This window comes from Streptococcus sp. 596553 (assembly GCF_900411395.1).
GTDB lineage: Bacteria > Bacillota > Bacilli > Lactobacillales > Streptococcaceae > Streptococcus > Streptococcus mitis_BA.
This window is the reverse complement of the sequence record NZ_OXCQ01000002.1, coordinates 1-22299: the sequence shown is the minus strand read 5'-3', so window position 1 is coordinate 22299 and position 22299 is coordinate 1. Positions and strand designations below refer to the sequence as shown.

Here is a 22299-nt window from a genome sequence, read left to right as displayed (position 1 = left end):
ATAACAGAGGAGAAAGTCCTAGTGCTCTCTCCTTGTTTTATTTATTAAATTGTCAGAAAATTTATTGACAGATTAAAGAAATCGTGTTACAGTAATATCCGCAGGTATCTTTCGGTACCAAATCTACATGAAAGGATGGGGTATGAAACTTTCTCATTATTTAATTGGCTTACTTCTACTCCTAGTCTTTCTCTCTATTAGCATTGGAACCAGTGATTTTTCATGGGGAAAGCTCTTTGCTTTCGACCAGCAGACCTGGCTTCTCTTTCAAGAGTCCCGTCTCCCAAGGACCATTAGCATTCTCCTGACTGCCTCTAGTATGAGTATGGCAGGACTTCTCATGCAGACTATCACTCAAAATCAGTTTGCTGCTCCAAGCACAGTTGGAACGACTGAAGCTGCCAAACTGGGAATGGTGCTGAGCCTCTTTGTCTTTCCGTCGGCTAGTCTGACCCAAAAGATGCTCTTCGCTTTTGTTTCATCCATCGTATTCACCCTCTTCTTCCTAGCCTTTATGACTATTTTTTCTATAAAGGAAAGGTGGATGTTGCCTCTGATTGGGATCATCTATAGCGGGATTATCGGTTCTGTGACAGAAGTTATCGCCTACCGTTTCAATCTGGTTCAGAGTATGACAGCTTGGACCCAGGGCTCCTTCTCCATGATTCAGAATCATCAGTATGAATGGCTCTTTTTAGGCCTCATCATCCTGATAGCCGTTTGGAAATTATCCCAAACTTTTACCATCATGAATCTGGGCAAGGAAGCCAGTGAGAGTTTGGGGATTTCTTACTCCCTACTTGAAAAACTGGCTCTCTTTCTGGTTGCTATAACGACTAGTGTCACCATGATTACCGTGGGTGGCTTACCTTTTCTCGGAGTTATTGTTCCCAATCTTGTTCGCAAGCGTTATGGAGATAATCTAAGTCAGACCAAACTTATCGTCGCACTGGTTGGAGCCAATCTAGTTCTGGCTTGCGATATCCTATCCCGAGTTCTGATTCGACCCTATGAGTTGTCTGTCAGTCTTCTACTAGGAATCATTGGTAGCCTCGTCTTTATCCTACTTCTATGGAGAGGGGGACGAAAAGATGCAGTTTAAAAGCAAACATACCAAGCTCTTCTGGCTTCTCATTATTCTGGCCATCGGAGCTTGTCTCCTCTACTTTTGGCCCATCACTCACTTGTCAGCCTTTGCTTGGAAGTTGCGTTCCCAAAAAATCATCGTTTATCTCTTGGTAGCCATCGCGACAGGGATTTCGACCATTAGTTTTCAAACCCTGACGGAAAATCGCTTCCTGACGCCTAGTATTTTAGGAATCCAATCCTTCTATGTTTTGCTACAAACTCTGCTACTGGTTTTTGAAAGCAAGTTTCTTCAACTTGGGAAGTCTCCTATCTTAGAATTCCTAGTTTTGCTTCTGCTTCAATCCCTCTTCTTTCTTGCCTTACAAGGCTACTTGAAGACACTGATGAAGCAAGACCTGGTCTTCATCCTGCTGATCTGTCTAGCCCTCGGAAGTCTCTTTCGAAATATCAGTACCTTCCTCCAAGTCCTGATGGATCCAAATGAATACGATAAACTACAAAACAGTCTCTTTGCTTCCTTTCAGCATCTCAACACTTCCATCCTAGTCATCGGCTCTTTGATTATCCTTGCTTTGACCATCTTTTTCTTTCGAAAAGCAGTCATTCTGGATGTCTTGCACCTACAAAGAGAAACAGCTCAAATATTGGGACTCGATGTTGAAAAAGAACAGAAAGAGCTCCTCTGGGGCATCGTACTTTTGACCTCAACAGCAACTGCCCTAGTGGGACCTATGGCCTTCTTCGGCTTTATGCTGGCCAATCTCACCTACCTAATCGTCAAAGACTATCGGCACAAGTTACTCTTTATCGTAGCCATTCTGGTTGGATTTATTAGCTTGACCTTGGGGCAGGCCCTGATTGAACGAGTCTTTGCACTGGAAATTCGCATCAGTATGATTATCGAGAGTGTAGGGGGGCTCCTATTCTTTATTTTACTCTACAGGAGGGCACGTCGGTGAAACTGGAAAACATTGACAAATCCATTCAAAAACAGGATATTCTGCAAGACATTTCACTTGAAGTCAGTCCTCAGAAACTGACAGCCTTCATTGGTCCAAATGGTGCTGGAAAATCGACTCTCCTCTCCATCATGAGCAGACTGACCAAGAAAGATCAGGGAATTCTCAGTATCAAAGGCCGTGAAATCGAGAGTTGGAATTCACAAGAACTGGCTCAAGAACTGACTATCCTAAAGCAGAAAATCAATTACCAAGCCAAATTGACTGTTGAAGAACTGGTCAGTTTTGGACGTTTTCCTTACAGTCTAGGTCGACTGAGACCAGAAGACTGGGAAAAAATCCGAGAAACTATGGACTATTTAGAACTGACCAACTTAAAAGACCGCTACATCGATAGCCTGTCTGGAGGCCAGCTCCAGCGGGTCTTTATCGCTATGGTACTGGCCCAGGATACAGACTTTATCTTGCTGGACGAACCACTCAACAATCTCGACATCAAACAAAGCGTTAGCATGATGCAGATTCTTCGGAGACTGGTGGAAGAACTCGGAAAGACCATTATCATCGTCCTCCACGATATTAACATGGCCAGCCAGTATGCGGATGAAATTGTCGCCTTCAAGGACGGCCGAGTCTTTCGCAAGGGAACAACAGATCAAATCATGCAAGCTGATCTGCTCAGTCAACTATATGAAATTCCTATCACGCTAGCTGATATCAATGGCAAAAAGATTTGTATCTATAGCTAGTAACATAGAAGCTCAAGTTAGAGAACTTTCAGTCTCTTAGTCAATAAAACCTAGAGACTCCCTAAATCGTTATCACATTTTAAAAAGGAGAAATTATGAAAACATCCCTTAAACTTTATCTCACTGCCCTAGCGGCCAGCTTCTTGCTCCTACTTGGTGCATGTAGTACAAACTCAAGCACTAGTAAGACGGAGTCAAGTAGCTCTGCTCCAACAGAGGTAACCATTAAAAGTTCACTAGGTATAGTCACACTTTCAAAAGTCCCTGAAAAGATTGTGACCTTTGACCTCGGTGCTGCGGATACTATTCGCGCTTTAGGTTTTGAAAAGAATATCGTCGGAATGCCTACAAAAACTGTTCCGACTTATCTAAAAGACCTAGCTGGAAAAGTTAAAAATGTTGGTTCTATGGTTGAGCCAGACCTAGAAGCCCTTGCTGCTCTTGAACCAGACCTAATTATCGCTTCACCACGTACCCAAAAATTCGTAGATAAGTTCAACGAAATCGCTCCGACTGTTCTCTTCCAAGCAGGCAAAGATGACTACTGGACTTCTACCAAGACTAATATCGAATCCCTAGCAAGCGCCTTTGGTGAAACTGGTACACAGAAAGCCAAGGAAGAATTGGACAAGCTAGACAAGAGCATCCAAGAAGTCGCAACTAAAAACGAAAGTTCTGACAAAAAAGCCCTTGCTATCCTCCTCAATGAAGGAAAAATGGCTGCCTTTGGTGCCCAATCTCGTTTCTCTTTCTTGTATCAAACCTTGAAATTCAAGCCAACTGACACTAAATTCGAAGACTCACGCCACGGACAAGAAGTCAGCTTTGAAAGTGTCAAAGAAATCAACCCTGACATCCTCTTTGTCATCAACCGTACCCTTGCCATCGGTGGTGACAACTCAAGCAACGATGGCGTCCTAGAAAATGCCCTCATCGCTGAAACACCTGCCGCTAAAAATGGAAAGATCATCCAACTAACACCAGATCTCTGGTATCTAAGCGGAGGCGGACTTGAATCAACAAAACTCATGATTGAAGATGCACAAAAAGCCTTGAAATAAGCTGCTTTAAACTCAATCACATCTTTACATGATAAAACGCATCCTATCAAGCTCACTCAAACCTGATAGGATGCGTTTTTATCATTTTATTAAAACCTTTTGCCCAACCTCATTCCCCTTCTTGATTCCGTTTAAGGGAAAAATGGTCTGGGACGGGGTCCTTACCTGTTTTCGACCATGGATGGCAACGTAAAATTCGAGCCAAACCCATCAAAACACCCTTGAAGCCATGTTTTTCAATAGCCTGAATCATGTAGTTGGAACAAGTCGGCTCAAAGCGACAAGAGGGTGGAAAGGCTGGTGAGATAAACCGTTGGTAAAAGCGCACAGGCGCTATCAAAATTCGTTTCATTATTTCTTGGTTACAGCCATGGTGTGTAGTTGGCTGATTTCTTTTTTATTAAGACGACGGGATTCTCCCGGACGGAGTCCTGTCAAGTCTAGGTGTCCAAAACGAGTCCGTGATAATTTGTCTACTTGAAGGCCGACAGCTTCAAACATCTTTTTAACCTGGTGATTACGCCCTTCATGGATAGTCAACTGCACCACAGAGCGGTTTTTGACTGGATCCACTTTGAGAATCTCATAGACAGCCGGCTTGGTTTTCTTACCATCAATCTCCAGTCCACGGGTCAAGGGGCGGAGATTATCCTTATTGGCCACACCTTTAACACGCGCGACATAAACCTTGTCAATCTCATTACGAGGGTGAATCATCTCATCCGTAAAATCCCCATCATTAGTCAAAATCAAAACTCCTGATGTATCCCAATCCAAACGACCTACAGGGTAGATGCGCTCCTTCACGTTAGGCAAGAGGTCGACAACAGTCTTACGCCCCTTGTCATCTGTCACACTGGAAATGACACCGCGTGGTTTGTTAAGCAGATAGTAGACCTTTTCTTCGTTGTAGATAGGCTGGCCTTCAACTTCGACCTTGTCGCCTGACTTGATGGTCGTTGCTAGTTCACGTACCACTTGGCCGTTAACCGTCACCAAACCTTGCTTGATCAGCTCTTCTGCTTTTCTCCTACTGGCCACACCTGCGTGGGCAATATACTTATTGATTCTCATCTTCTTCTATCCTTTCACCAAATAATTGGCTTTCTTGGGCTTGAATCTCAAGCTCATCAATCACTGGTAATTCTTCTAAATGGTTTATCCCCATGTAATCTAGGAAATAATCTGTAGTCACATAGAGGTTGGGACGACCCAACACTTCTTTTTTCCCGTCTTCTCGTATCAAGTCAAAGGCCTGCAACTTTGCCAAAGCCCCACTCGAGTTGACCCCACGGATGGCATCAATCTCTATCCGTGTGATGGGCTGTTTGTAGGCAATAATGGACAAGGTCTCAAGGGCAGCCCGAGATAAACTCTGGTTGATAGGTGCCTTAGAGTATTCCTTCAAAATCTCTGCAAATTGAGGCTTGGTCACCAATCTATAAGCGCCCCCAGTCTCAATCAGATCCAAACTGGAATCTGGGTCCTTTTCATACTTCTGGGCTAATTTTTCTAAACTCTGTTGGATGCCTGTCGGTGGCAGAGAGAGGAGTTCAGCTAACTGGCGGACTCTAATCCCATCTTCACCCGCTACAAACAAGAGCGCTTCTATTTTTGCTAAAGTACTCATCTTTCCTCTCTATCAAGTCTAGCTTTGGGCCACTTGACTTTCTTCCTTCTTTTCCATGAGATAAATATCTCCGAAACTTTCCTCTTGCACGAGGATCAGCTCCTGGGTTTTGATTAACTCTAGGGTTGCCAAAAAGAGGGTGATGACCTCTTGGAGATTCTGGGCTTCCTTAAACAAATTCTGCAAGCGCAATTGATCTCGTCCAGTCAAGGACTCTTTCACGATAACCATCATGTCCTCAATCTTATACTCATCCCGCAAGATAGTCGTGTGATTCTGTGCAAACTCCTCTTTTTTCTTGGCTAGGATATTTGAAAAAGCCAAAAAGAGGTCAATGGTCGTCTTGTCATGCACAAGCTCCGCATCTTCGTAAATCAACTCTGTCGGCGCTTTGGAATAATACTGGGCCCGATCTTGATGCTTGGCTTCTAAGTGCTCCCCCAAGAGCTTGAACTTGCGGTATTCTTCAATTTGAGAGAGGAGATCCTGCTCCAGGTCATCCTCCAAATCGGTCACTTCCGCTACCTTTGGAAGAAGCTTGCGGCTCTTGATCAGCATGAGCTGACTGGCCATAACCATATACTCACCTGTCACTTCCAGACGCATGGCCTGCAGAGTTGAGACATAGGCTAGATACTGTTCAATGACTTCTGTGATAGGAACATCGTAGATATCCATCTGGTACTTAGAAACCAGGTGCAAGAGCAAGTCCAGGGGCCCTTCAAAATCTTTTAATTTAATATCCATTATCTATATTTTTCTAAGGTAAGGACTGTTTTTAATCCTAATTTTTTTGCAATTTCGTACAAATCGACCTTGTTTTCTATTTGTCTTAGAATGAACTGTTCACGTAAGGCTTGAGCTGATAATGATGGAAAACCTTTCTCCTTGACAAAAGACTCTAGCTGACGAAAGGCCCACTGACGGGAATAGGCTTTCCCTCCCCTTTCAAAAAGATAGGTCTGGCTCATCAAGGGCTCTAATTCTGAAAGCAAAGTTGTGGGAATGGTAACAATCCTCTGTTGGGAAGCCTTCTTGATTCGCAACACCTGAAAATCCAGATTGATATCCTCAACCTTGAGAGCTAAAATCTCACTCGGTAAGAGCCCCATTTCTAGAATTAAGAGCGCTAGCAAGCGACCCTCTGGAACGTCACTTTCTTGCCAAAAAGAGTCTAGGTCTAACAGTTCCGGCTTTGCGGTCTTCTTTTCAGCTTGTTTAGCTAATTCCAAACGATAAAAGTTATCCACTTCTCCTTTTTGATAGAGAAAGTAGAGAAATTGGTTACAGGTCGAAGTCTTTCGCTTCTGAGCGCTGATTTTTAGATTGACTAGCTGGGCTTGGTAAATCTTGAGACTGGTCTCAGAAATCCGCTCGCCTACAATGTCTAAAAATTGCTCCAAATCATACCTATAGGACTGCTTGGAATTGGCAGACAGACCCTGCTTTTCCTCTAAAAAGTCTGAAATCCTGTCTTTTATTTGCATCGAATCTCATATTCCTTACTAAAGTCATGCAAGAGGGCATTGACTGCCTTGAGGATAGACTTGCGCGTAATAATCCCTTGGAAAATACCAGACGCATCCACAACCGGCAAGAAGGACTCATCTACCAGCTTGTGCAAGACCTCTGTAATAGTAAAATTAGGCGAGACGACCGCTACGTCCGTTCTCGTCATATGAACAATATCCGTATCCGCCATAATTTCTTGACTCAAGTCATGCTCCATCTGATAAGCCATAATATCTCTGAGCCCAATCGTCCCAACAAACTGTTTTTCATCTGTTACAACAGGAACACGGGTATAGGTCATCTGACTGAGCAAGAGTGTCGCATGATCCGCATTGTGGGTATCAATCAACACAGCTAGATTTTCAGCAGGAGTCAAAAAAGTTTCTTCTTGCCCCAACAAGAAAGTCTCAAACTCCTTGGCAATCATCGGCTAAACTCCTTGGACAAGCCCGGATACACCTCATGGTCTCGTGTCAAAAAGTCCACTTTAAAATAACTGTCATCAATCTCCACACGAGCATAGAGACATTCTCTGACGGTACCACGTGGTTGACTGATGGAACCTGGATTTAGAAAGAGGGTCTTGCCTTCCATCCAAGAACTTGGCACATGCAAGTGACCATAGAGACAGATATCGGCCTCTTCTTCCTGAGCCCAGTAGTCCAACTTTTGAAAGTTGAAATTGATGTCAAACAAGTGACCATGGGTTTGGATAATCTTGGTCGATCCAAGCTCAGTCACCAGACGTTCTGGATAGCCTGCATAGAAGTCCATATTCCCTTTAACAACACGGATGCCTTCCCAAAGGGGAGAATCGGGACGCAGTTCAGAATCGCCGTTATGAAAAACGGCATCAACTTTGCCCACATAGCGATCACGGATTTCTTCCACAATCAAGCTATCGCCATGGGAATCGCTCATTACAATGATGGTTTGCTTTGCCATGATGGAAATACCTCCAAAAGTTTCTTAACGGCTAAGGCACGGTGAGATTGGCTATTTTTTTCTTCAAGGGTTAATTCAGCTGAGGACTTGCCTGTCTCTCCTACAAGGAAGAGAGGGTCATAGCCAAAGCCATTTTCACCCTTGGGTTCAAAGTTAATGTAGCCAGGCCAGTCTGCTTCAACAACCAAGCTTTCCTTGTTTGGACTGGCTACGACTAGGGTTGTATGGAATTGAGCCGAGCGGTCCTTGAGTTCAAAGACCATGGCCAATTCGTGCAAGAGTTTGGCATTGTTTTCACGGTCAGTAGCTCCCACTCCTGCGAAACGAGCTGACCAGACACCTGGCAAGCCACCAAGGACATCGACTTTGAGACCTGAGTCATCTGCCAAAACCATCTTGCCCGTTAATTGGGAAATGGTTTCTGCCTTGAGACGGGCATTTTCTTCGAAGGTCATGCCTGTTTCTGCTACTTCAGGCAAGTCAGGATAGTCATTGAGGTTTTCCACATCGTAGCCTAGCTTGTCAAAGATAGCTCGAAATTCCTTGGTCTTGCCTTCGTTTCGAGTCGCAATCAATAAGGTTTCTCTGACCTTGTTTGTCTCAAAGAAATCATGAACATTGACCCCTTCTTTAGGCAATTCTACATGCAGGAGTTGCCCATTTTCAACCAAGAGCAAAGCCCCCTGACGTTGGATAACTTCCACATTTCGTCCCATTTCTTGGTTGAGGATATCTACCACAAAAGACAATAAACGGTAGAGAGAACCATAGCGTAAAACAGTAACAGAAACAGGAAAACCTCGATCCTCATCTCGAAATCTTTGGGCAAACTCCAATAGAGGAAAATCCAAGTCATCATCCGTCAACGTCCGGACGCCACCAAAAATACCATAGGACCCGACATACCAGTCCTGTTCATCCTTGTATTCATAAATTTTATTTGTCATAATTCTACATGCTCCACATGAATCTCTTTTTCCAGCCATTCTTCACCAATTTGTGCAAAACTTTGGCTGCTGGCTGTTGTGTAAAAACGGTGATGAAGTGGTCCAGCATCGCGACCACGATTGATTTCAAAATAATTAAGTAAGACTGAGATATCCCGTACACACTCTGCCCCACTATCAATGAGCTGAACTTTTGGCCCCATGACATTTTGAATAATGGGTCTGAGGAGCGGATAATGGGTACAGCCCAAAATCAGGCTATCCACCTTTCCAACCAAGGGACGCAGGGTTTCATAGACCACTTTCTTGGTGACACTGGTTGACAGAGCACCCGACTCAACCAAGGGAGCAAACTTGGGACAGGCCAAACTCTCCACCTGTAAGTCTGGATCCAGATCATGAATTTTCTGACGATAAATGTCTGATTGTACCGTCATGGGCGTTCCAATGACCCCGATTTTCCCACCTTGGCTAGACTTGATAGCTGCCGAAGCTCCTGGCAAAATCACACCCAGGACTGGTATATCTAGTTGAGCCTTGATTTCTTCCCAGACGACCGCAGTCGCAGTGTTACAAGCAATGACAATCATCTTAACATCCTTGGTCAAGAGAAAGTTGACCAACTGCCAAGTATATTCACGAATTTGCTCAGCAGGACGGGGACCATAGGGCGCCCGTGCCGAATCTCCAATATAGACGATTTCTTCATGGGGAAGCTGGCGCATGAGCTCGCGCACAACGGTCAAGCCCCCGACACCCGAATCCAAAAAACCAATTGGTCGATTATCCATACAGTCTTCTTTCTAGTCTTTTTTCTGATTGATAGTTCATTATGATTACCGTTCCTTATGAACTGAATAATGACAGCCTCATCAACAACTATCTCTCTTAATCATAATCAAATATCAATAGAATGCAAGGAAAAAGTCTCATCCCTAAACCATAGCCAACATAGTGAGAAGTCTGGAACTTTCATCCCAGACTTTTCCTTATTTATTTTTTCTTTTTATTGTTGGCAAGGGCTGCCTTTTGTTGGCGGATGATTTGGTGGTAAACTTGTTGTACCTTAGCTTCGCTTGGTTTTTGACCATTTGCACTCAAAAGAGTACGAACTGCTTCAGCATTCAAACGTGGGTTGTCAGCAAATTCTTTTTCGATTTGCTTACGAACCAAGTACATTCCTCCAAGAGCTCCTCCTAGAAAAGCTAGCACAATCAATACAATTGCTAAAAGTAAATCCATCATTTTTCTCCTGTTTCTTTTTGAGTCTCTTTCATTATACCACAAACTAGCCACCCTGACTAGTTTGTTTTACGCTTTCAGGGAGGGAATAGACAGCAAAAAGAACCCTTCTTTTCTGCAAAAGAGGGCTCCTTGCTGAGTTTATACTCAATGAAAATCAAATAGCAAACTAGGAAGCTAGCCGCATGCTGCTCAAAACACTGTTTTGAGGTTGCAGATAGAGCTGACGTGGTTTGAAGAGATTTTGCAAAACGCAAGAAATAAAAGACTGAGACACTAGATCTCAGCCTTTTTCTTTATCCCAAAACCAATTCATCACTGACCAAACTTTGGCCACTATTTTTCTGGAAGAGATGCATGAGGTCTTCAACTGTCAGATGCTTTTTCTCTTCTCCTTTTACATCCACCACTATCTTGCCTTGATAGAGCATAATGAGACGATTTCCGTACTCAATCGCATGGTTCATATCGTGGGTAATCATCAAAGTCGTCAACTGATGGTGTTCCACAATCTTTTGCGTCAAATCCATCACCATTTGACTAGTTTTCGGGTCAAGTGCCGCAGTATGTTCATCCAACAACAAGAGCTTAGGTTTCACCAAGGCTGCCATGACTAGGGTCAAGGCCTGTCTTTGTCCTCCTGAAAGGTATTGAGTATCTACTTTCAAGCGATTTTCAAGGCCAATATTCAACTCTTTCAAGGCTTCTTGGAACTGGATTCTATCCTTCTCCTTCACGCCCCAACCAAGCCCTCTCTTCTGCCCGCGTCTCAAGGCAATAGCCATATTCTCCTCAATCGTCAAACGAGAAGCTGTTCCCATCTTAGGATCTTGAAAAACACGGGCAATATCCTTAGCTCTCTTTCTTACACTCAGATTTTTAATGGATTTCCCTGCCAGTAGAAGGTCCCCTTCGTCCACCGATAGATTGCCAGCCAAGATATTCATCAAAGTGGATTTCCCTGCTCCATTTCCACCAATCACAGAGATAAAATCTCCCTCTTCAACTTCTAAATCTAATCCTTTGAGGACATGGTTCTCATTGACCGTCCCTGCTTCAAATGTTTTGTGAATATTTTCAAGTGTTAACAAACTTGCCATAACTTTCTCCTCCTATTCATTTCTCAATTTCAGACCACGAATCTTTAACCTCTTTTGCAATTCTGGTGCAAATAAAACTAAGGCTAGCAAAATTGCATTAAAGAGACGAACTAGGTTTTGATCTAGATTTGGAATTTCATAGATATTTAAAATAATCAAACGGTATACAATAGCACCGATTCCGATGGATAATAAGCGGCCTCCAATGGTCAAGTCGTGTATCAAGACTTCCGCAATAATCACTGCACTCAAACCAACAACGATGGTTCCTGTCCCAGAAGTCACATCTGAAAATCCATCATTTTGGGCAAACAAGGAACCACATAGGGCAATCAAGCCGTTTGAAATCATGTAACCAACAATCTTCATGGTGTCTACATTGACCCCATTGGCCTCACTCATCGGAATATTGTCCCCAGTCGAACGCAAGACCAAGCCAATCTCTGTTTTCATCAAAAGAGTCAAGACCAAACAAACAAGTAATAGACAGGCCAAACTAAGTGAGAAAACAGCTTCTTCATTTGTCAGTCCCAAGCTAGCCAACTGTTTAAAGACAGTTGCAGAATCTCCCAAGGAAAGATTGGGCACACTTCCCATGATTTTAATATTGATTGAATAAAGCCCTGTCAAGGTCACAATCCCTGTCAAGAGAGCTGGAATTTTCATCTTGGTGTGGAGCATTCCTGATACCAGACCTGCTACCATACCTGCCAGCACAGCAAGTACGGTCGCAATCCAAGGATTTGTCCCTCCCTGTATCTGAGATACGACGACAGCCGCCCCCAGTGGAAAGGCTCCTTCAGCAGTCATATCCGCAATATCCAAAATACGGAAAGTCAAGTAGACCCCAATAGCCATAATCGACCACAACAAACCTTCTGATAAACTAGATAATACAAAATTCATCTCAAACCTCCTTATTCCTTGCCTTCTAACTTACTAATATCAATTCCCAATGCATCTGCCATTTCTTGATTGGTATGTAATTCCAGTTTTTCAGGCAACTCAACTGCTATATTTTCTGGCTTCTCACCTTTTAAAACACGAATCAGCATGCGAGCTGTCTGTCTTCCCAATTCTTCATAATTAGTTCCGTAGTTATACAAGCCGCCAACAGCAATCATTTCTGTTGAACCACCGAATACTGGAACCTTGTGTTTAATAGAAACCTGCTTGACTGTTTCCATGGTTGATGAAATGATATTATCCGTTGGTACAAAAACCATATCCACCTCTGCCATCAAGCTTTCTGCTGCCGCCTTGACGTTGTTACTGTCCAAGACTGTTTTTTCAACAACGGTAAAGCCTTTTTCTTCCAGAAGGCGCTTAGCTTCATCCTTTTGGACAACTGAGTTTGGCTCGCTCTGAGTATAGAGGATTCCAATCGTTTTAGCTTTTGGCAACACTTTCTTTATCAAATTGATTTGGGTTGAAATGGCATCTGATGACTGATCGCTTGTCCCAGTTACATTGCCCCCAGGATGTTCTCTTGACTCAACCAACTTGGCACTGACAGGATCTGTTACCGCTGAAAAGATAACCGGTGTCGTTTGTGTTGTATTAGCCAAGCTCTGAGCAGAAGGCGTTGCGATAGCTAGAACGACATCACTAGATTCTGCTAGTTGCTGGGAAATCGTTTTTAGATTTCTTTGTTCTCCCTGTGCATTTTGCAAATCAATCTCGATATTTTTCCCTTCAATATAACCTTGCTTGCCCAGCTCATCCACAAAACCTTCTCTAGTAGCGTCTAGAGACTGGTGGGTAATAAATTGTGAAATACCGATACGAAATACATCTTTTTTCTTATCTGCCTTCAACTGATGCAAACTGATCAGAGAGGTTAAGAGGATCCCCACTACCAAGAGGGGTGCTAGCAATTTTCGAACAACTTTCATAATGAAACTCCTTCTCAGAAAAGATAATACTCAATGAAAATCAAAGAGCAAACTAGGAAACTAGCCGCAGGCTGTACTTGAGTACGGCAAGGCGACGTTGACGTGGTTTGAATTTGATTTTCGAAGAGTATAAAACAAAAAACCGCCTAGATAATACCTAAACGGATGCTTGAAAAAATCTAACAAGTTATAACTTTGCTAGTCCATTTAGATATTCATCTATATGGACCACAATCAAAAATCTTAGCCACATAGATACAAACAAATTGCTTGAACTGTTTGCATCCATGGTGACATGTCTACAAACACTATCTAAAGTAGCTAAAGTAAAAGTTTTGATTCATTGTTACAGCTTGTCTTTTATTCATTTCTTTTTCTGCTTTCTTTTTTGATGTTTCCTATCTTACCACCTTTTTCATCACCTGTCAAGAATATTTCAGAATTTTTTAAAATTTTTCGAAAATTCTTTCAAGCCGCTTTCAAAGTTTTTTCAAATCAGTCCAACAAAAAAAGGTTTATAATTTCCATAAAAATTGACATGGAAATTATAAAACCATTATTAGTTTAACCCTTGTTGGTAACGCGCCAATTCGGCTTGGTTAGCCCAAACATAGTGACCTGGACGGATTTCTACCATAGATGGCTTATCAGTCTCATAGTCGTGCTGACTTGGATCGTAAACCTTCAAGACCTTCTTACGTTCCAAGATTGGATCTGGGATTGGTACCGCTGAAAGTAAGGCTTGAGTATATGGGTGAATTGGATTGTTAAACAATTCTTCTGTTTCTGCAACCTCTACAATAACACCCTTGTAAATAACTGCGATACGATCTGAAATAAAACGAACAACCGACAAGTCATGGGCGATAAAGAGATAGGTCAAGCCAAGTTCTTTTTGGAATTTTTTAAGCAAGTTCAAGACTTGGGCACGTACAGAAACGTCCAAAGCTGAAATGGGCTCATCCGCAATAACAAAGTCTGGTTGCATGACCAAGGCACGGGCAATACCGATACGTTGACGTTGACCACCTGAGAATTCATGAGGGTAACGAGTCAAGTGCTCAGCAAGAAGCCCCACTTCACGGATAATACTTTTAACCTTCTCTTTACGTTCTTCCTCATCTTTGAACAGATGATGATTGTAAAGACCTTCAGAAATAATATAATCAACAGTGGCACGTTCATTCAAACTTGCTGCAGGGTCTTGGAAAATCATCTGGATACGACGAATCAATTCCGCAGCTTGTTCACGCGATTTCTTACCATTAATCTTTTGACCATCAAAAATGATATCACCATTACTTGTATCATTTAGACCAATGATGGCACGACCAATAGTTGTTTTCCCACTACCTGACTCACCAACAAGCGAGAACGTTTCTCCCTTGTTGATAAAGAAGTTGGCATTTTTAACCGCGACAAACTTCTTACTTCCTTCACCGAAGGAAATTTCTAAATCTTTGATTTCTACTAATTTTTCAGACATTTCCTTCCTCCTAGTCTGCCAGATGGGCAAATCCCATTTTATCACGAATCTTATCGTGGAGATTTGCAATCACAGCTGGTTTTTCTACTTTTGGAGCATCCTCATGAAGAAGCCAAGTTTTAGCCCAATGCGTCTCTGATACTGAGAATTGAGGAGCTTTTTGTTCGAAGTCAATCTGCATTGCATAGTCAGAGCGCAAGGCAAAGGCATCCCCTTTCAGGTCAGTATAAAGTGACGGAGGTGTTCCTGGGATTGAGTAAAGATCCCCTTTATCATCAGCAAGCTGAGGCAAGCTAGACAAGAGACTCCATGTATATGGATGGCGAGGGTCATAGAAGACTTCTTCAACAGTTCCATACTCAACGATTTCTCCTGCATACATAACCGCTACCTTATCCGCAATACTTGCCACCACACCAAGGTCGTGGGTAATAAAGATTGTTGTGAAATGGTACTCGTTTTGTAAAGATTTTAGCAAATCAATAATCTGAGCTTGAATAGTTACATCCAAGGCAGTCGTTGGCTCATCACAGATTAAGACATCAGGTCGGCAAGCAAGGGCAATCGCAATAACGATACGTTGACGCATTCCTCCAGAATATTGGAATGGGTATTCATCAAAACGTCTATCTGCATCTGGAATCCCAACCTTATTCATGTAGTCAATGGCCAATTCTTTCGCTTCTTTAGCTGTCTTTCCTTGGTGTTTTACAATAACTTCTGTAATCTGACTACCAATTGTTTTAATGGGGTCCAAACTAGTCATTGGATCCTGGAAGATAGTCGCAATCTTAGCCCCACGAATTTGTTCCCAATCTTTGTGAGAAGACAAGGCTGTCAAATCCTGACCACGGTAGTCAATACTACCTTGGGCAATGCGACCATTTTCTTCAAGCATACCTGTGAAAGTCTTTGTCAAAACAGATTTCCCTGATCCTGACTCACCTACCAAGGCTAATACTTCTCCTTCAACTAGTTCAAGGGAAACGCCGCGAATGGCTGTCAATACTTTGTCACGAACGTCAAATTCCACGACAATATCGCGAGCAGTCAAAATTACATTTTTTTCTTTTGTCATTTCTACTCCTATCTATGTGTACGTGGATCACTAGCATCCGCTAAGTTTTGACCAACTACGAAAAGGGACAAGGATACCAAGACAAGGGTTGTCAATGGAATCCAGAACAAGTAAGCATTAGTTGTTACGTTTTGTGAATAATCTGAAATCAAACGACCCAAACTTGGCACTGTAATTGGTAATCCAAGACCGAAGAAAGACAAGAAGGCTTCGTATGAGATAAAGCTTGGAAGCATTTGAGTCATGGTTGTCACAATAACAGATACCAATTGAGGCATGATGTTTTTAGCAACAATCTTCAAGGTTGGTGTTCCCAAAGTACGTGACGCCAAGTTGTATTCCAAATCACGGTAACGCAAGATTTGCACACGGATCATGAAGGCAATTCCAATCCATGTCGTCACACTCATGGCAAAAATCAGATTCCAGAATCCAGCTCCGATTGAGTAAGTCAAGACAATAACAATCAAAAGAGATGGGATGTTTGAGATGACGTTATAAACTTCCATCATCACACGGTCTACTGATTTTGAAATTCCCCAAATACCACCGACAAAAACACCGATAACCAAGTTAATCACTGTCGCAATCACAGAAATGAGGATAGAGTTACGAGCTCCGAACCAGACACCGTCAAAAAGAGATTTACCGTTACTGTCTGTACCGAACCAATGCTCAGCATTCGGCTTGATATAACGAGCGCTAAAGTCGTTTACCTTGCTGACATCATTGAAATCAAACTTAGAAAACATTGGGTAGATGAAACTCATCAAAATGATAGCTACCAATATTCCCAACATAACTACAGTTGATTTTTTCTTCATAAATTGTCTAAACACTGACTTCCAGTAAGAATATGCTGGCGCATCAATAGTTTCAGAGGCAAAATCGTCACGTTTTACAAACTGAAATTTTTCTTTATCGATTGTAGACATTATTTGCCTCCTTTCTCAGTCAATTTAATACGTGGATCAATAATGGTCATCCAAATATCTCCTAAAAGAAGGGAGAAGATAGAAATACATGTAAAGATGAAGACAAGACCAACGACCATGGAGTTATTAGATGCTTTTACAGAGTCAATCAACATTTTACCCATACCTGGGAAGGCGAAGACTGTTTCAGTAAGGGTTGCACCACCGATAACCCCAATAACGGCACCAGGAATTCCTGAAACCAGCGGAACCATGGCATTTTTAAAGATGTGTTTGTTTGAAATTTCTTTTTCAGACAAACCTTTTGCACGAGCAAAACGAACAAAGTCTTGAGATTGCAAGTCAATCATGTAACGACGAATCCAAATGGCTGTACCAGGAGCACCCAACAAACCAAGGATTACTGCTGGTAAAACGTAAGAACGCCAATCTCCAGCTCCCAAGATAGGGAATGAATCTGGTAAACCAATTGAGGAACCAAGCAATCGAACAATATAAACAAGGGCGATTGTTGGAAGTGCCATCAAGAAGGTCAAAGCCCCTGTTGAGAAGCTATCGATCCAAGTGTTCTTGAAACGAGCCATGGCTGAACCAAGTGGCACGGCAATCGCATAAGAAATCACCAAACCAATCAAACCAGCAATAGCAGAGCTGACAATCATAGATGGATATTGGTAATTACTTTCAGTCGCTGTGTAAGGATCATCTTTCCCATAGCTAGCTACTTCACGAGAGTCAGCCTGACTAGGTGACTTGTAGGTTCTTGAGTAAATATTCACAGAAGACGTTTTCTTACCTGTTGGGAACTGAACTTGGGCAGTTTTGGTTTGTCCTTGACCTTGAGTAATAACCTGAAGAACTGGTGTATTAGCATAGGTTGGATAAGAGTCACCTAAATTGATATTCACAAAATTTTGATGCACAAATGGGAACTGACTGTTGAAGTACAAGAGATATTTATGTTTAGTACCCGAACCGACCAATGACCATCCGATAGCTGGATCATTTTCAAAACGAAGATAGCGTTTCAAGTCTGGGTTTTCAGGGTCTTGAATTTTATTTGTATGGTCAATGTCAATCAAGTTAGCATAGAAGTGAAAAACACGTTCAAAAATTGGAATTTCACGAGTAGCATAAAATTGACCACTTTCAGTAAATTCTCCCAAAGTCCAACCATGACCTAATTGATTGATGTACTTTTCATAAATAGCTTTATTGGTCGCATTTGCCTCTACTGTTACAGAAGAATCCATGCTACTTGCCTTTTCTTGCAACTCTTTAGTATCGTAATACTCAATGTAGCCCATACGCTCAAACACAGTATTTTCATAGTTATCACGTTTATCAGCCGTTGTCGCAATTTTATTATAGTTAGGATCCTGCTTGAAAATCAATTTTCGAGGAACCAAGGTATAGATAATCGTGTAGGTCAAAGTCGTTACTAAGAAAATCGAAACCAATGACCGCAAAACACGCATAAAAATATATTTTTTCATATTATTTCCTTTAAAAATCCCAAAAGAACCTTCTCCTCATGGAGAGAAAGTTCTATTAGAAATTATTTACTTCACATGACTTGCCAATTCTTTTTGAGCTTTCTCATTTGATTCAGCTTTTTCTTTCAACCATTTTTCACGAGCTTTTTCATACTCTTCTTTTGTTACAACCTTATCTTGTAATTGAATATATTTAAAGTATAGTTCCGAACCTTTATCCCCAGATTGTGCAAACACATTTGTAAACGGAACAATTCGTGAAATTACTGGTGCTGCTCCAGTAGAAGCCATAGCAGGAATGAAGAGGGAACTATCTGTCAACCATGCTTGAGCTGCAGCATATTTTTCATAGCGTACATTCAAATTACTTGTCTCTTTAGCGGCTTCATCAACTAATTTATCGTATTCTTTCAAACCAACTTGAACTACTGCAGAACTATTTGGATTATCAAACCCTAAGTAAGATTTTGTCGTTTCACCACTGGTTGATTTCAAAATATCAAGATAAGTAGATGGATCTTCAAAGTCTGGATTCCATCCAACTGCTCCAGATAAATCCCAATCTTCTGCAGCAGCATTTGCAGCATAATAAGTAACATTATGCAACTCGTCAGTTGTCATTTGTTGAATATCAATTACGACATTTTCAGCACCAAGAACCGTCTCTATAGATTGTTTAAAGGATTGAATACGTGCAACAAAATTTTTGGCTGTTTGGTCTACTGGGATATCCAGATGAATAGGAAATTGTACACCCTCTGCTTCTAAAGCTTTCTTAGCTTTGGCAAATTCTGTTTTAGCTTTGTCAACATTAAATAAACCATCCTGACCATCAGCTAAATTCACACCTTTCCACTCATCTCCGTAGGCAGGAAGTTGAGCAGCAACTAAATCACCAAAAGTCTTCTCTCCAGCTGAAACAAAATCTGGTTTCACGAATAAATTCCGAACTGCTAAAGTAGCTCCGTCTTTACCATTTATTTGAGCAGAGTATGACGAACGATCAAAGGCAAAGTTCAACGCTTGACGAAAATCTTTATTAAGTAATGCCTTTTTAGTAGAGTTTTTTTCTAAATCGGTTGACTTAGAAGTATAAGTGTAACTTTGACGATCAATATTCACACCCAAACCTGCAATTCCAGCTTCTGGTTGGGTATAATAGATATTATCTTTGTAGTCTTCTTCAACTTTAGCATAGTTAGAACTAGTAGGAAAAAGGCGAGCTTTACTATAAGCTCCATTTGTAAAGTTACGTTCCAGCGATTCCTGGTCAGAACCATCATAGTATGCTAGGGTAACAGTGTCTATATGAACATTTTCTTTGTCCCAATATTGCTCATTTTTTACAAATTCCACAGAAGATTTTGCAGTCAAAGCTTTGAGCAAGAATGGTCCATTGTAGAGCAAAGATGTTGGATCTGTCGGTTTAGCGAAATCGCTTCCCTTTGATTTTTCAAATTCTTCGTTTAAAGGCCAGAAAATTGAATAAACCATTTTAGAATTCCAATATGGTTCTGACTGGTTCAAAGTATATTGAAGTGTATAATCATCAACCGCTTTAACACCAACTGTTGAAAAGTCTGTTGAAGTCCCTGATAGGTAATCCGCCAAACCTTTAACAGAATTTTCAGCTAGGTAAATGGCCTGTGATTTTTTATCTGCAGCGTGCTTCAATCCATTTACGAAGTCTTTAGCAGTCACTTCAGCGTATTCTTCACCATCTGATGTAAACCATTTTACACCCTTACGAATCTTATAAGTGTAGGTTAAGCCATCTTTTGACACTTCCCAATTTTCTGCAACTGCAGGAATAAGATTTCCATACTTATCATTAGAAAATAAACCATCAATACCATTTGAAGTTACTACCTTTGTACTTTGTTTACCTGAAACTAAGTAGTCCAATGTTTCTGGATCTGCTGTATAAACATAACCGTAAGCTTTTGGCGCTGATGAATCAGATGATTTTGAAGAACTGCATGCTGCAAGTACACCTGCTGCTAATAAAACAAGACCTGCCGTAGCAAATACACGACTTTTTTTCATTTTCTACTCCTCTGTTTATGTGAATTATAGATTGACAACCATTATATCACATTATCCATTAAAAATCAAACGAATTTTCAGAATATTTAGGCTTATTAACACAAATTTTTCATTTTTTCTGAATATATGATTCAAATTGTCGTTCGAAGTATCAAAGGCTACAGCGAAAATAGGAAATTTGACGCAGAAACTTTGGAGTTTAGGAAGACCTATAGTAAAACGAAATACAGACTGAACAATGTGATTTTGGAATTCAAATTAAATTATAACAATATTGTAGAAGTATCATTCTAGTATTCAAGATTCCGTTTACTATATCTTTTTCACACCAACCTTATTCCGAATTCAATTACTTTCGTGATTTACACATATAGATTAAGACTATCTTTTATACTTTAAAATTTCTCGCTACCTTATCCACTATATACGCCTTGCTATCACGTTCCTGTTAGTAGTGCCACGATTTCGCTATCCCTTCCTCTGACAATTCTTATTTCCTGCGTCAGACTTAAAACGATCTATCCCCAGACCATTTTAATCCACTACCTCACGATAGTCAGGCTTGGGGAGAGCTATTGTATTCACCGATAGTGGATCCCTACAGAGGACTTACACCTCAGATGCACAACATGCCCATCGCATAAAAAATCTCCTACCCAAGGTAGAAGAATTTTAATCTTATAAAACTTAATCTGTCATGTCCGATACCAAAGTTCGATGCTCCAATGGAATACTGCACATAACTAACAAGAAAATGAAACCTGACTGAATCCAGAAGAGGGCCAAGTCAAAGATTCCGTGTACAGCAACCACTGTAAGGAAAGATAGATAAAGACCGATAATCGGACGTTTCCCCGACTCCTGACTCATATCCATCATCAAGCGAACAGGAGCAACAGAATACAAAACTAATAAAATGGTCCCCACAATTCCGTAACTCAGAATCGTATCAATATAAAGACTGTGGGCATGTTCATGATAAGGAGCATGTATCCGAGGATAAGAGTGCATATAGGTCAATGGTCCTTCACCCCAAAAAGGATTTTGCTTAAACAAGGCCATCCCAGCATCCCAGATAGAAATGCGTTCTTCCATAGAAGAGTCTAAAGTACCCATCCGAACTCCCAAATCACTGGAAAAGAGGAAACTCAAACCAATCGCGAAGACCCCAATACTAAGCCAAAAGGCCTTCCAGTTTTTAATGGTCGTAAAGAGATAAATAATGGCTCCAGCGATAATAGCAGGAAAGGCAGTTCGATTTTGCGTAAAGTTCAAACCAAAGAGATTCACAAAGCCTGCAATCACACAGAATACTTTCAACCAATTCAACTTGGTCGTTGTAAACAAATAGAAGGCAATCATGATACAGAAACAACAAATAATTCCATAATAATTAGGGTTAAAGAAGGTCACTTCTGCACGATTCTGATGCCAGACCTGCATATTGGGGGAAAGAAAAGCATAGTTAAATTTCTTCACAATTTGGAAATGTTCTAAACTCGCAAAAGCAGCTGACAAGACGCTACCAAACAAGACGAGCTGCAAAATCAAGCGAAAGAATTTATGGGATAAAATCGACTGATAGTGCAAAAATAAAATAGCAAACAGAAACATTCCTACTGAAGCCACAAGACCCATCCAATTTTGTGCAAGAATGGATATAACAGTACTATAGCCAAGAAAAAGAAGCAGCATCGGATGCTCCCCCATTTTCTGAAGAATACTTTTCATGTCTCCTGTAAAAATCAAACTGATAATATATAAACAGAATACAACTACAAAAAGATAAAAGGGCAAAAAGATACTCAGGATAATTCCCAATAAAATCAGCTCTTTACTAGACAACCCTTTCAGCTTTTCAATAAAGCCTATTGATTTCAAAATGAATCCTTTCTCTCCAAATCAGTTGATTCAGATAATAGTAAGCTATCCTATATTGTACCACTTTTTTAGCAATTTGAAAACAAGGGAAACGTTTACTAAAATAAAAAAACTATTTTTGTAACTTCTCAAAGTAACTTCCACTTGCCTGACCAAAGTGGAAATTAGTCTAAAACGGATTTTTATGGTGGAATTAAGTGTGAGACGTTTGAGTTAGAAACGAGGTCTACTATGACAAAACATAAACA

Annotated in this window: 23 protein-coding genes; 4 read left to right on the top strand and 19 right to left on the bottom strand. The window is 41.2% G+C overall.

The window, feature by feature from the left end:
- The first annotated feature begins 142 nt into the window (after positions 1-142).
- The 4 genes from DSY56_RS02940 (at position 143) to DSY56_RS02925 (ending at position 3858) form a co-directional block, all read left to right on the top strand.
- On the top strand, positions 143-1102 hold the full coding sequence (locus DSY56_RS02940) for an ABC transporter permease (RefSeq protein WP_200832344.1): 960 nt from the start codon (positions 143-145) through the stop codon (positions 1100-1102).
- Positions 1092-2048, top strand: coding sequence for an iron chelate uptake ABC transporter family permease subunit (locus DSY56_RS02935; protein WP_112443801.1), 957 nt, complete (start codon positions 1092-1094; stop codon positions 2046-2048). The genes DSY56_RS02940 and DSY56_RS02935 overlap by 11 nt, the downstream gene beginning before the upstream one ends.
- Positions 2045-2797: an iron ABC transporter ATP-binding protein gene (locus DSY56_RS02930; protein ID WP_112443800.1), complete on the top strand. Its 753-nt coding sequence runs from the start codon at positions 2045-2047 to the stop codon at positions 2795-2797. Before DSY56_RS02935 ends, DSY56_RS02930 begins: the two co-directional genes overlap by 4 nt.
- A gap of 95 nt (positions 2798-2892) precedes the next feature.
- Complete coding sequence (locus tag DSY56_RS02925; protein ID WP_112443799.1) at positions 2893-3858, top strand: siderophore ABC transporter substrate-binding protein; 966 nt, start codon at positions 2893-2895, stop codon at positions 3856-3858.
- Between the two features lie 109 nt (positions 3859-3967).
- On the opposite strand, the gene yidD is transcribed toward DSY56_RS02925, so the two are convergent.
- From yidD to DSY56_RS02825, 19 genes are all read right to left on the bottom strand, one after another.
- Positions 3968-4210: a membrane protein insertion efficiency factor YidD gene (yidD, locus tag DSY56_RS02920; RefSeq protein ID WP_050230852.1), complete on the bottom strand. Its 243-nt coding sequence runs from the start codon at positions 4208-4210 to the stop codon at positions 3968-3970.
- Positions 4210-4932, bottom strand: coding sequence for a pseudouridine synthase (locus DSY56_RS02915; RefSeq protein WP_001222228.1), 723 nt, complete (start codon positions 4930-4932; stop codon positions 4210-4212). Before DSY56_RS02915 ends, yidD begins: the two co-directional genes overlap by 1 nt.
- Entirely contained in the window at positions 4919-5488 is a 570-nt protein-coding gene (scpB, locus tag DSY56_RS02910) for an SMC-Scp complex subunit ScpB (protein WP_023933648.1), read from the bottom strand. Before scpB ends, DSY56_RS02915 begins: the two co-directional genes overlap by 14 nt.
- Before the next feature lie 18 nt (positions 5489-5506).
- On the bottom strand, positions 5507-6235 hold the full coding sequence (locus tag DSY56_RS02905; RefSeq protein WP_112443798.1) for a segregation/condensation protein A: 729 nt from the start codon (positions 6233-6235) through the stop codon (positions 5507-5509).
- The gene (gene xerD, locus DSY56_RS02900) at positions 6235-6969 is read right to left on the bottom strand and encodes a site-specific tyrosine recombinase XerD (protein ID WP_306416188.1); all 735 of its coding nucleotides are present in this window, start codon (positions 6967-6969) and stop codon (positions 6235-6237) included. The genes DSY56_RS02905 and xerD overlap by 1 nt, the downstream gene beginning before the upstream one ends.
- Positions 6966-7427 (bottom strand): cyclic-di-AMP-binding protein CbpB, encoded by a 462-nt coding sequence (gene cbpB, locus DSY56_RS02895; RefSeq protein ID WP_112443796.1) that lies wholly within the window; start codon positions 7425-7427, stop codon positions 6966-6968. The genes xerD and cbpB overlap by 4 nt, the downstream gene beginning before the upstream one ends.
- A complete protein-coding gene (locus tag DSY56_RS02890) occupies positions 7424-7945 on the bottom strand; it encodes a metallophosphoesterase (RefSeq protein WP_112443795.1) in 522 nt (173 codons plus the stop codon). Before DSY56_RS02890 ends, cbpB begins: the two co-directional genes overlap by 4 nt.
- Entirely contained in the window at positions 7921-8892 is a 972-nt protein-coding gene (locus DSY56_RS02885; RefSeq protein WP_112443794.1) for a nucleoside-triphosphate diphosphatase, read from the bottom strand. The genes DSY56_RS02890 and DSY56_RS02885 overlap by 25 nt, the downstream gene beginning before the upstream one ends.
- The gene (racE, locus tag DSY56_RS02880) at positions 8889-9683 is read right to left on the bottom strand and encodes a glutamate racemase (RefSeq protein WP_000370376.1); all 795 of its coding nucleotides are present in this window, start codon (positions 9681-9683) and stop codon (positions 8889-8891) included. Before racE ends, DSY56_RS02885 begins: the two co-directional genes overlap by 4 nt.
- 202 nt (positions 9684-9885) lie before the next feature.
- Positions 9886-10134, bottom strand: coding sequence for a YneF family protein (locus DSY56_RS02875; RefSeq protein ID WP_000364990.1), 249 nt, complete (start codon positions 10132-10134; stop codon positions 9886-9888).
- Between the two features lie 296 nt (positions 10135-10430).
- Positions 10431-11234 (bottom strand): ABC transporter ATP-binding protein, encoded by an 804-nt coding sequence (locus DSY56_RS02870; RefSeq protein ID WP_000157661.1) that lies wholly within the window; start codon positions 11232-11234, stop codon positions 10431-10433.
- A gap of 12 nt (positions 11235-11246) precedes the next feature.
- Positions 11247-12140, bottom strand: a complete 894-nt coding sequence (locus DSY56_RS02865) for an ABC transporter permease (RefSeq protein ID WP_112443793.1) — start codon at positions 12138-12140, stop codon at positions 11247-11249.
- Between the two features lie 11 nt (positions 12141-12151).
- Positions 12152-13129, bottom strand: coding sequence for an ABC transporter substrate binding protein (locus tag DSY56_RS02860; protein WP_112443792.1), 978 nt, complete (start codon positions 13127-13129; stop codon positions 12152-12154).
- Positions 13130-13688: 559 nt separating this feature from the next.
- The gene (locus DSY56_RS02850; RefSeq protein WP_112443791.1) at positions 13689-14615 is read right to left on the bottom strand and encodes an ATP-binding cassette domain-containing protein; all 927 of its coding nucleotides are present in this window, start codon (positions 14613-14615) and stop codon (positions 13689-13691) included.
- 10 nt (positions 14616-14625) lie between these two features.
- Positions 14626-15693, bottom strand: coding sequence for an ABC transporter ATP-binding protein (locus DSY56_RS02845; RefSeq protein ID WP_000159549.1), 1068 nt, complete (start codon positions 15691-15693; stop codon positions 14626-14628).
- 8 nt (positions 15694-15701) lie between these two features.
- Positions 15702-16628 carry an oligopeptide ABC transporter permease OppC gene (gene oppC, locus DSY56_RS02840; RefSeq protein WP_000103703.1) on the bottom strand — a complete coding sequence of 309 codons (927 nt, stop codon included), beginning with the start codon at positions 16626-16628 and terminating at the stop codon, positions 15702-15704.
- Complete coding sequence (locus tag DSY56_RS02835) at positions 16628-18124, bottom strand: ABC transporter permease (RefSeq protein ID WP_112443790.1); 1497 nt, start codon at positions 18122-18124, stop codon at positions 16628-16630. The genes oppC and DSY56_RS02835 overlap by 1 nt, the downstream gene beginning before the upstream one ends.
- Before the next feature lie 66 nt (positions 18125-18190).
- A complete protein-coding gene (locus tag DSY56_RS02830) occupies positions 18191-20170 on the bottom strand; it encodes a peptide ABC transporter substrate-binding protein (RefSeq protein WP_061438704.1) in 1980 nt (659 codons plus the stop codon).
- Positions 20171-20857: 687 nt separating this feature from the next.
- Entirely contained in the window at positions 20858-22051 is a 1194-nt protein-coding gene (locus DSY56_RS02825; protein WP_112443789.1) for an O-antigen ligase family protein, read from the bottom strand.
- Between the last annotated feature and the right edge of the window lie 248 nt (positions 22052-22299).

Excerpts from the sequence above, each read along its gene's own strand:
- DSY56_RS02935 (WP_112443801.1), top strand. The coding sequence starts at position 1,092 with ATGCAGTTTAAAAGCAAACATACCAAGCTCTTCTGGCTTCTCATTATT.
- DSY56_RS02830 (WP_061438704.1), bottom strand. The coding sequence starts at position 20,170 with ATGAAAAAAAGTCGTGTATTTGCTACGGCAGGTCTTGTTTTATTAGCA.
- yidD (WP_050230852.1), bottom strand. The coding sequence starts at position 4,210 with ATGAAACGAATTTTGATAGCGCCTGTGCGCTTTTACCAACGGTTTATC.
- DSY56_RS02925 (WP_112443799.1), top strand. The coding sequence starts at position 2,893 with ATGAAAACATCCCTTAAACTTTATCTCACTGCCCTAGCGGCCAGCTTC.
- DSY56_RS02850 (WP_112443791.1), bottom strand. The coding sequence starts at position 14,615 with ATGTCTGAAAAATTAGTAGAAATCAAAGATTTAGAAATTTCCTTCGGT.
- DSY56_RS02915 (WP_001222228.1), bottom strand. The coding sequence starts at position 4,932 with ATGAGAATCAATAAGTATATTGCCCACGCAGGTGTGGCCAGTAGGAGA.
- racE (WP_000370376.1), bottom strand. The coding sequence starts at position 9,683 with ATGGATAATCGACCAATTGGTTTTTTGGATTCGGGTGTCGGGGGCTTG.
- DSY56_RS02940 (WP_200832344.1), top strand. The coding sequence starts at position 143 with ATGAAACTTTCTCATTATTTAATTGGCTTACTTCTACTCCTAGTCTTT.
- DSY56_RS02890 (WP_112443795.1), bottom strand. The coding sequence starts at position 7,945 with ATGGCAAAGCAAACCATCATTGTAATGAGCGATTCCCATGGCGATAGC.
- DSY56_RS02865 (WP_112443793.1), bottom strand. The coding sequence starts at position 12,140 with ATGAATTTTGTATTATCTAGTTTATCAGAAGGTTTGTTGTGGTCGATT.
- cbpB (WP_112443796.1), bottom strand. The coding sequence starts at position 7,427 with ATGATTGCCAAGGAGTTTGAGACTTTCTTGTTGGGGCAAGAAGAAACT.
- DSY56_RS02835 (WP_112443790.1), bottom strand. The coding sequence starts at position 18,124 with ATGAAAAAATATATTTTTATGCGTGTTTTGCGGTCATTGGTTTCGATT.
- DSY56_RS02885 (WP_112443794.1), bottom strand. The coding sequence starts at position 8,892 with ATGACAAATAAAATTTATGAATACAAGGATGAACAGGACTGGTATGTC.
- oppC (WP_000103703.1), bottom strand. The coding sequence starts at position 16,628 with ATGTCTACAATCGATAAAGAAAAATTTCAGTTTGTAAAACGTGACGAT.
- DSY56_RS02875 (WP_000364990.1), bottom strand. The coding sequence starts at position 10,134 with ATGGATTTACTTTTAGCAATTGTATTGATTGTGCTAGCTTTTCTAGGA.
- DSY56_RS02845 (WP_000159549.1), bottom strand. The coding sequence starts at position 15,693 with ATGACAAAAGAAAAAAATGTAATTTTGACTGCTCGCGATATTGTCGTG.
- DSY56_RS02870 (WP_000157661.1), bottom strand. The coding sequence starts at position 11,234 with ATGGCAAGTTTGTTAACACTTGAAAATATTCACAAAACATTTGAAGCA.
- DSY56_RS02860 (WP_112443792.1), bottom strand. The coding sequence starts at position 13,129 with ATGAAAGTTGTTCGAAAATTGCTAGCACCCCTCTTGGTAGTGGGGATC.
- DSY56_RS02905 (WP_112443798.1), bottom strand. The coding sequence starts at position 6,235 with ATGGATATTAAATTAAAAGATTTTGAAGGGCCCCTGGACTTGCTCTTG.
- scpB (WP_023933648.1), bottom strand. The coding sequence starts at position 5,488 with ATGAGTACTTTAGCAAAAATAGAAGCGCTCTTGTTTGTAGCGGGTGAA.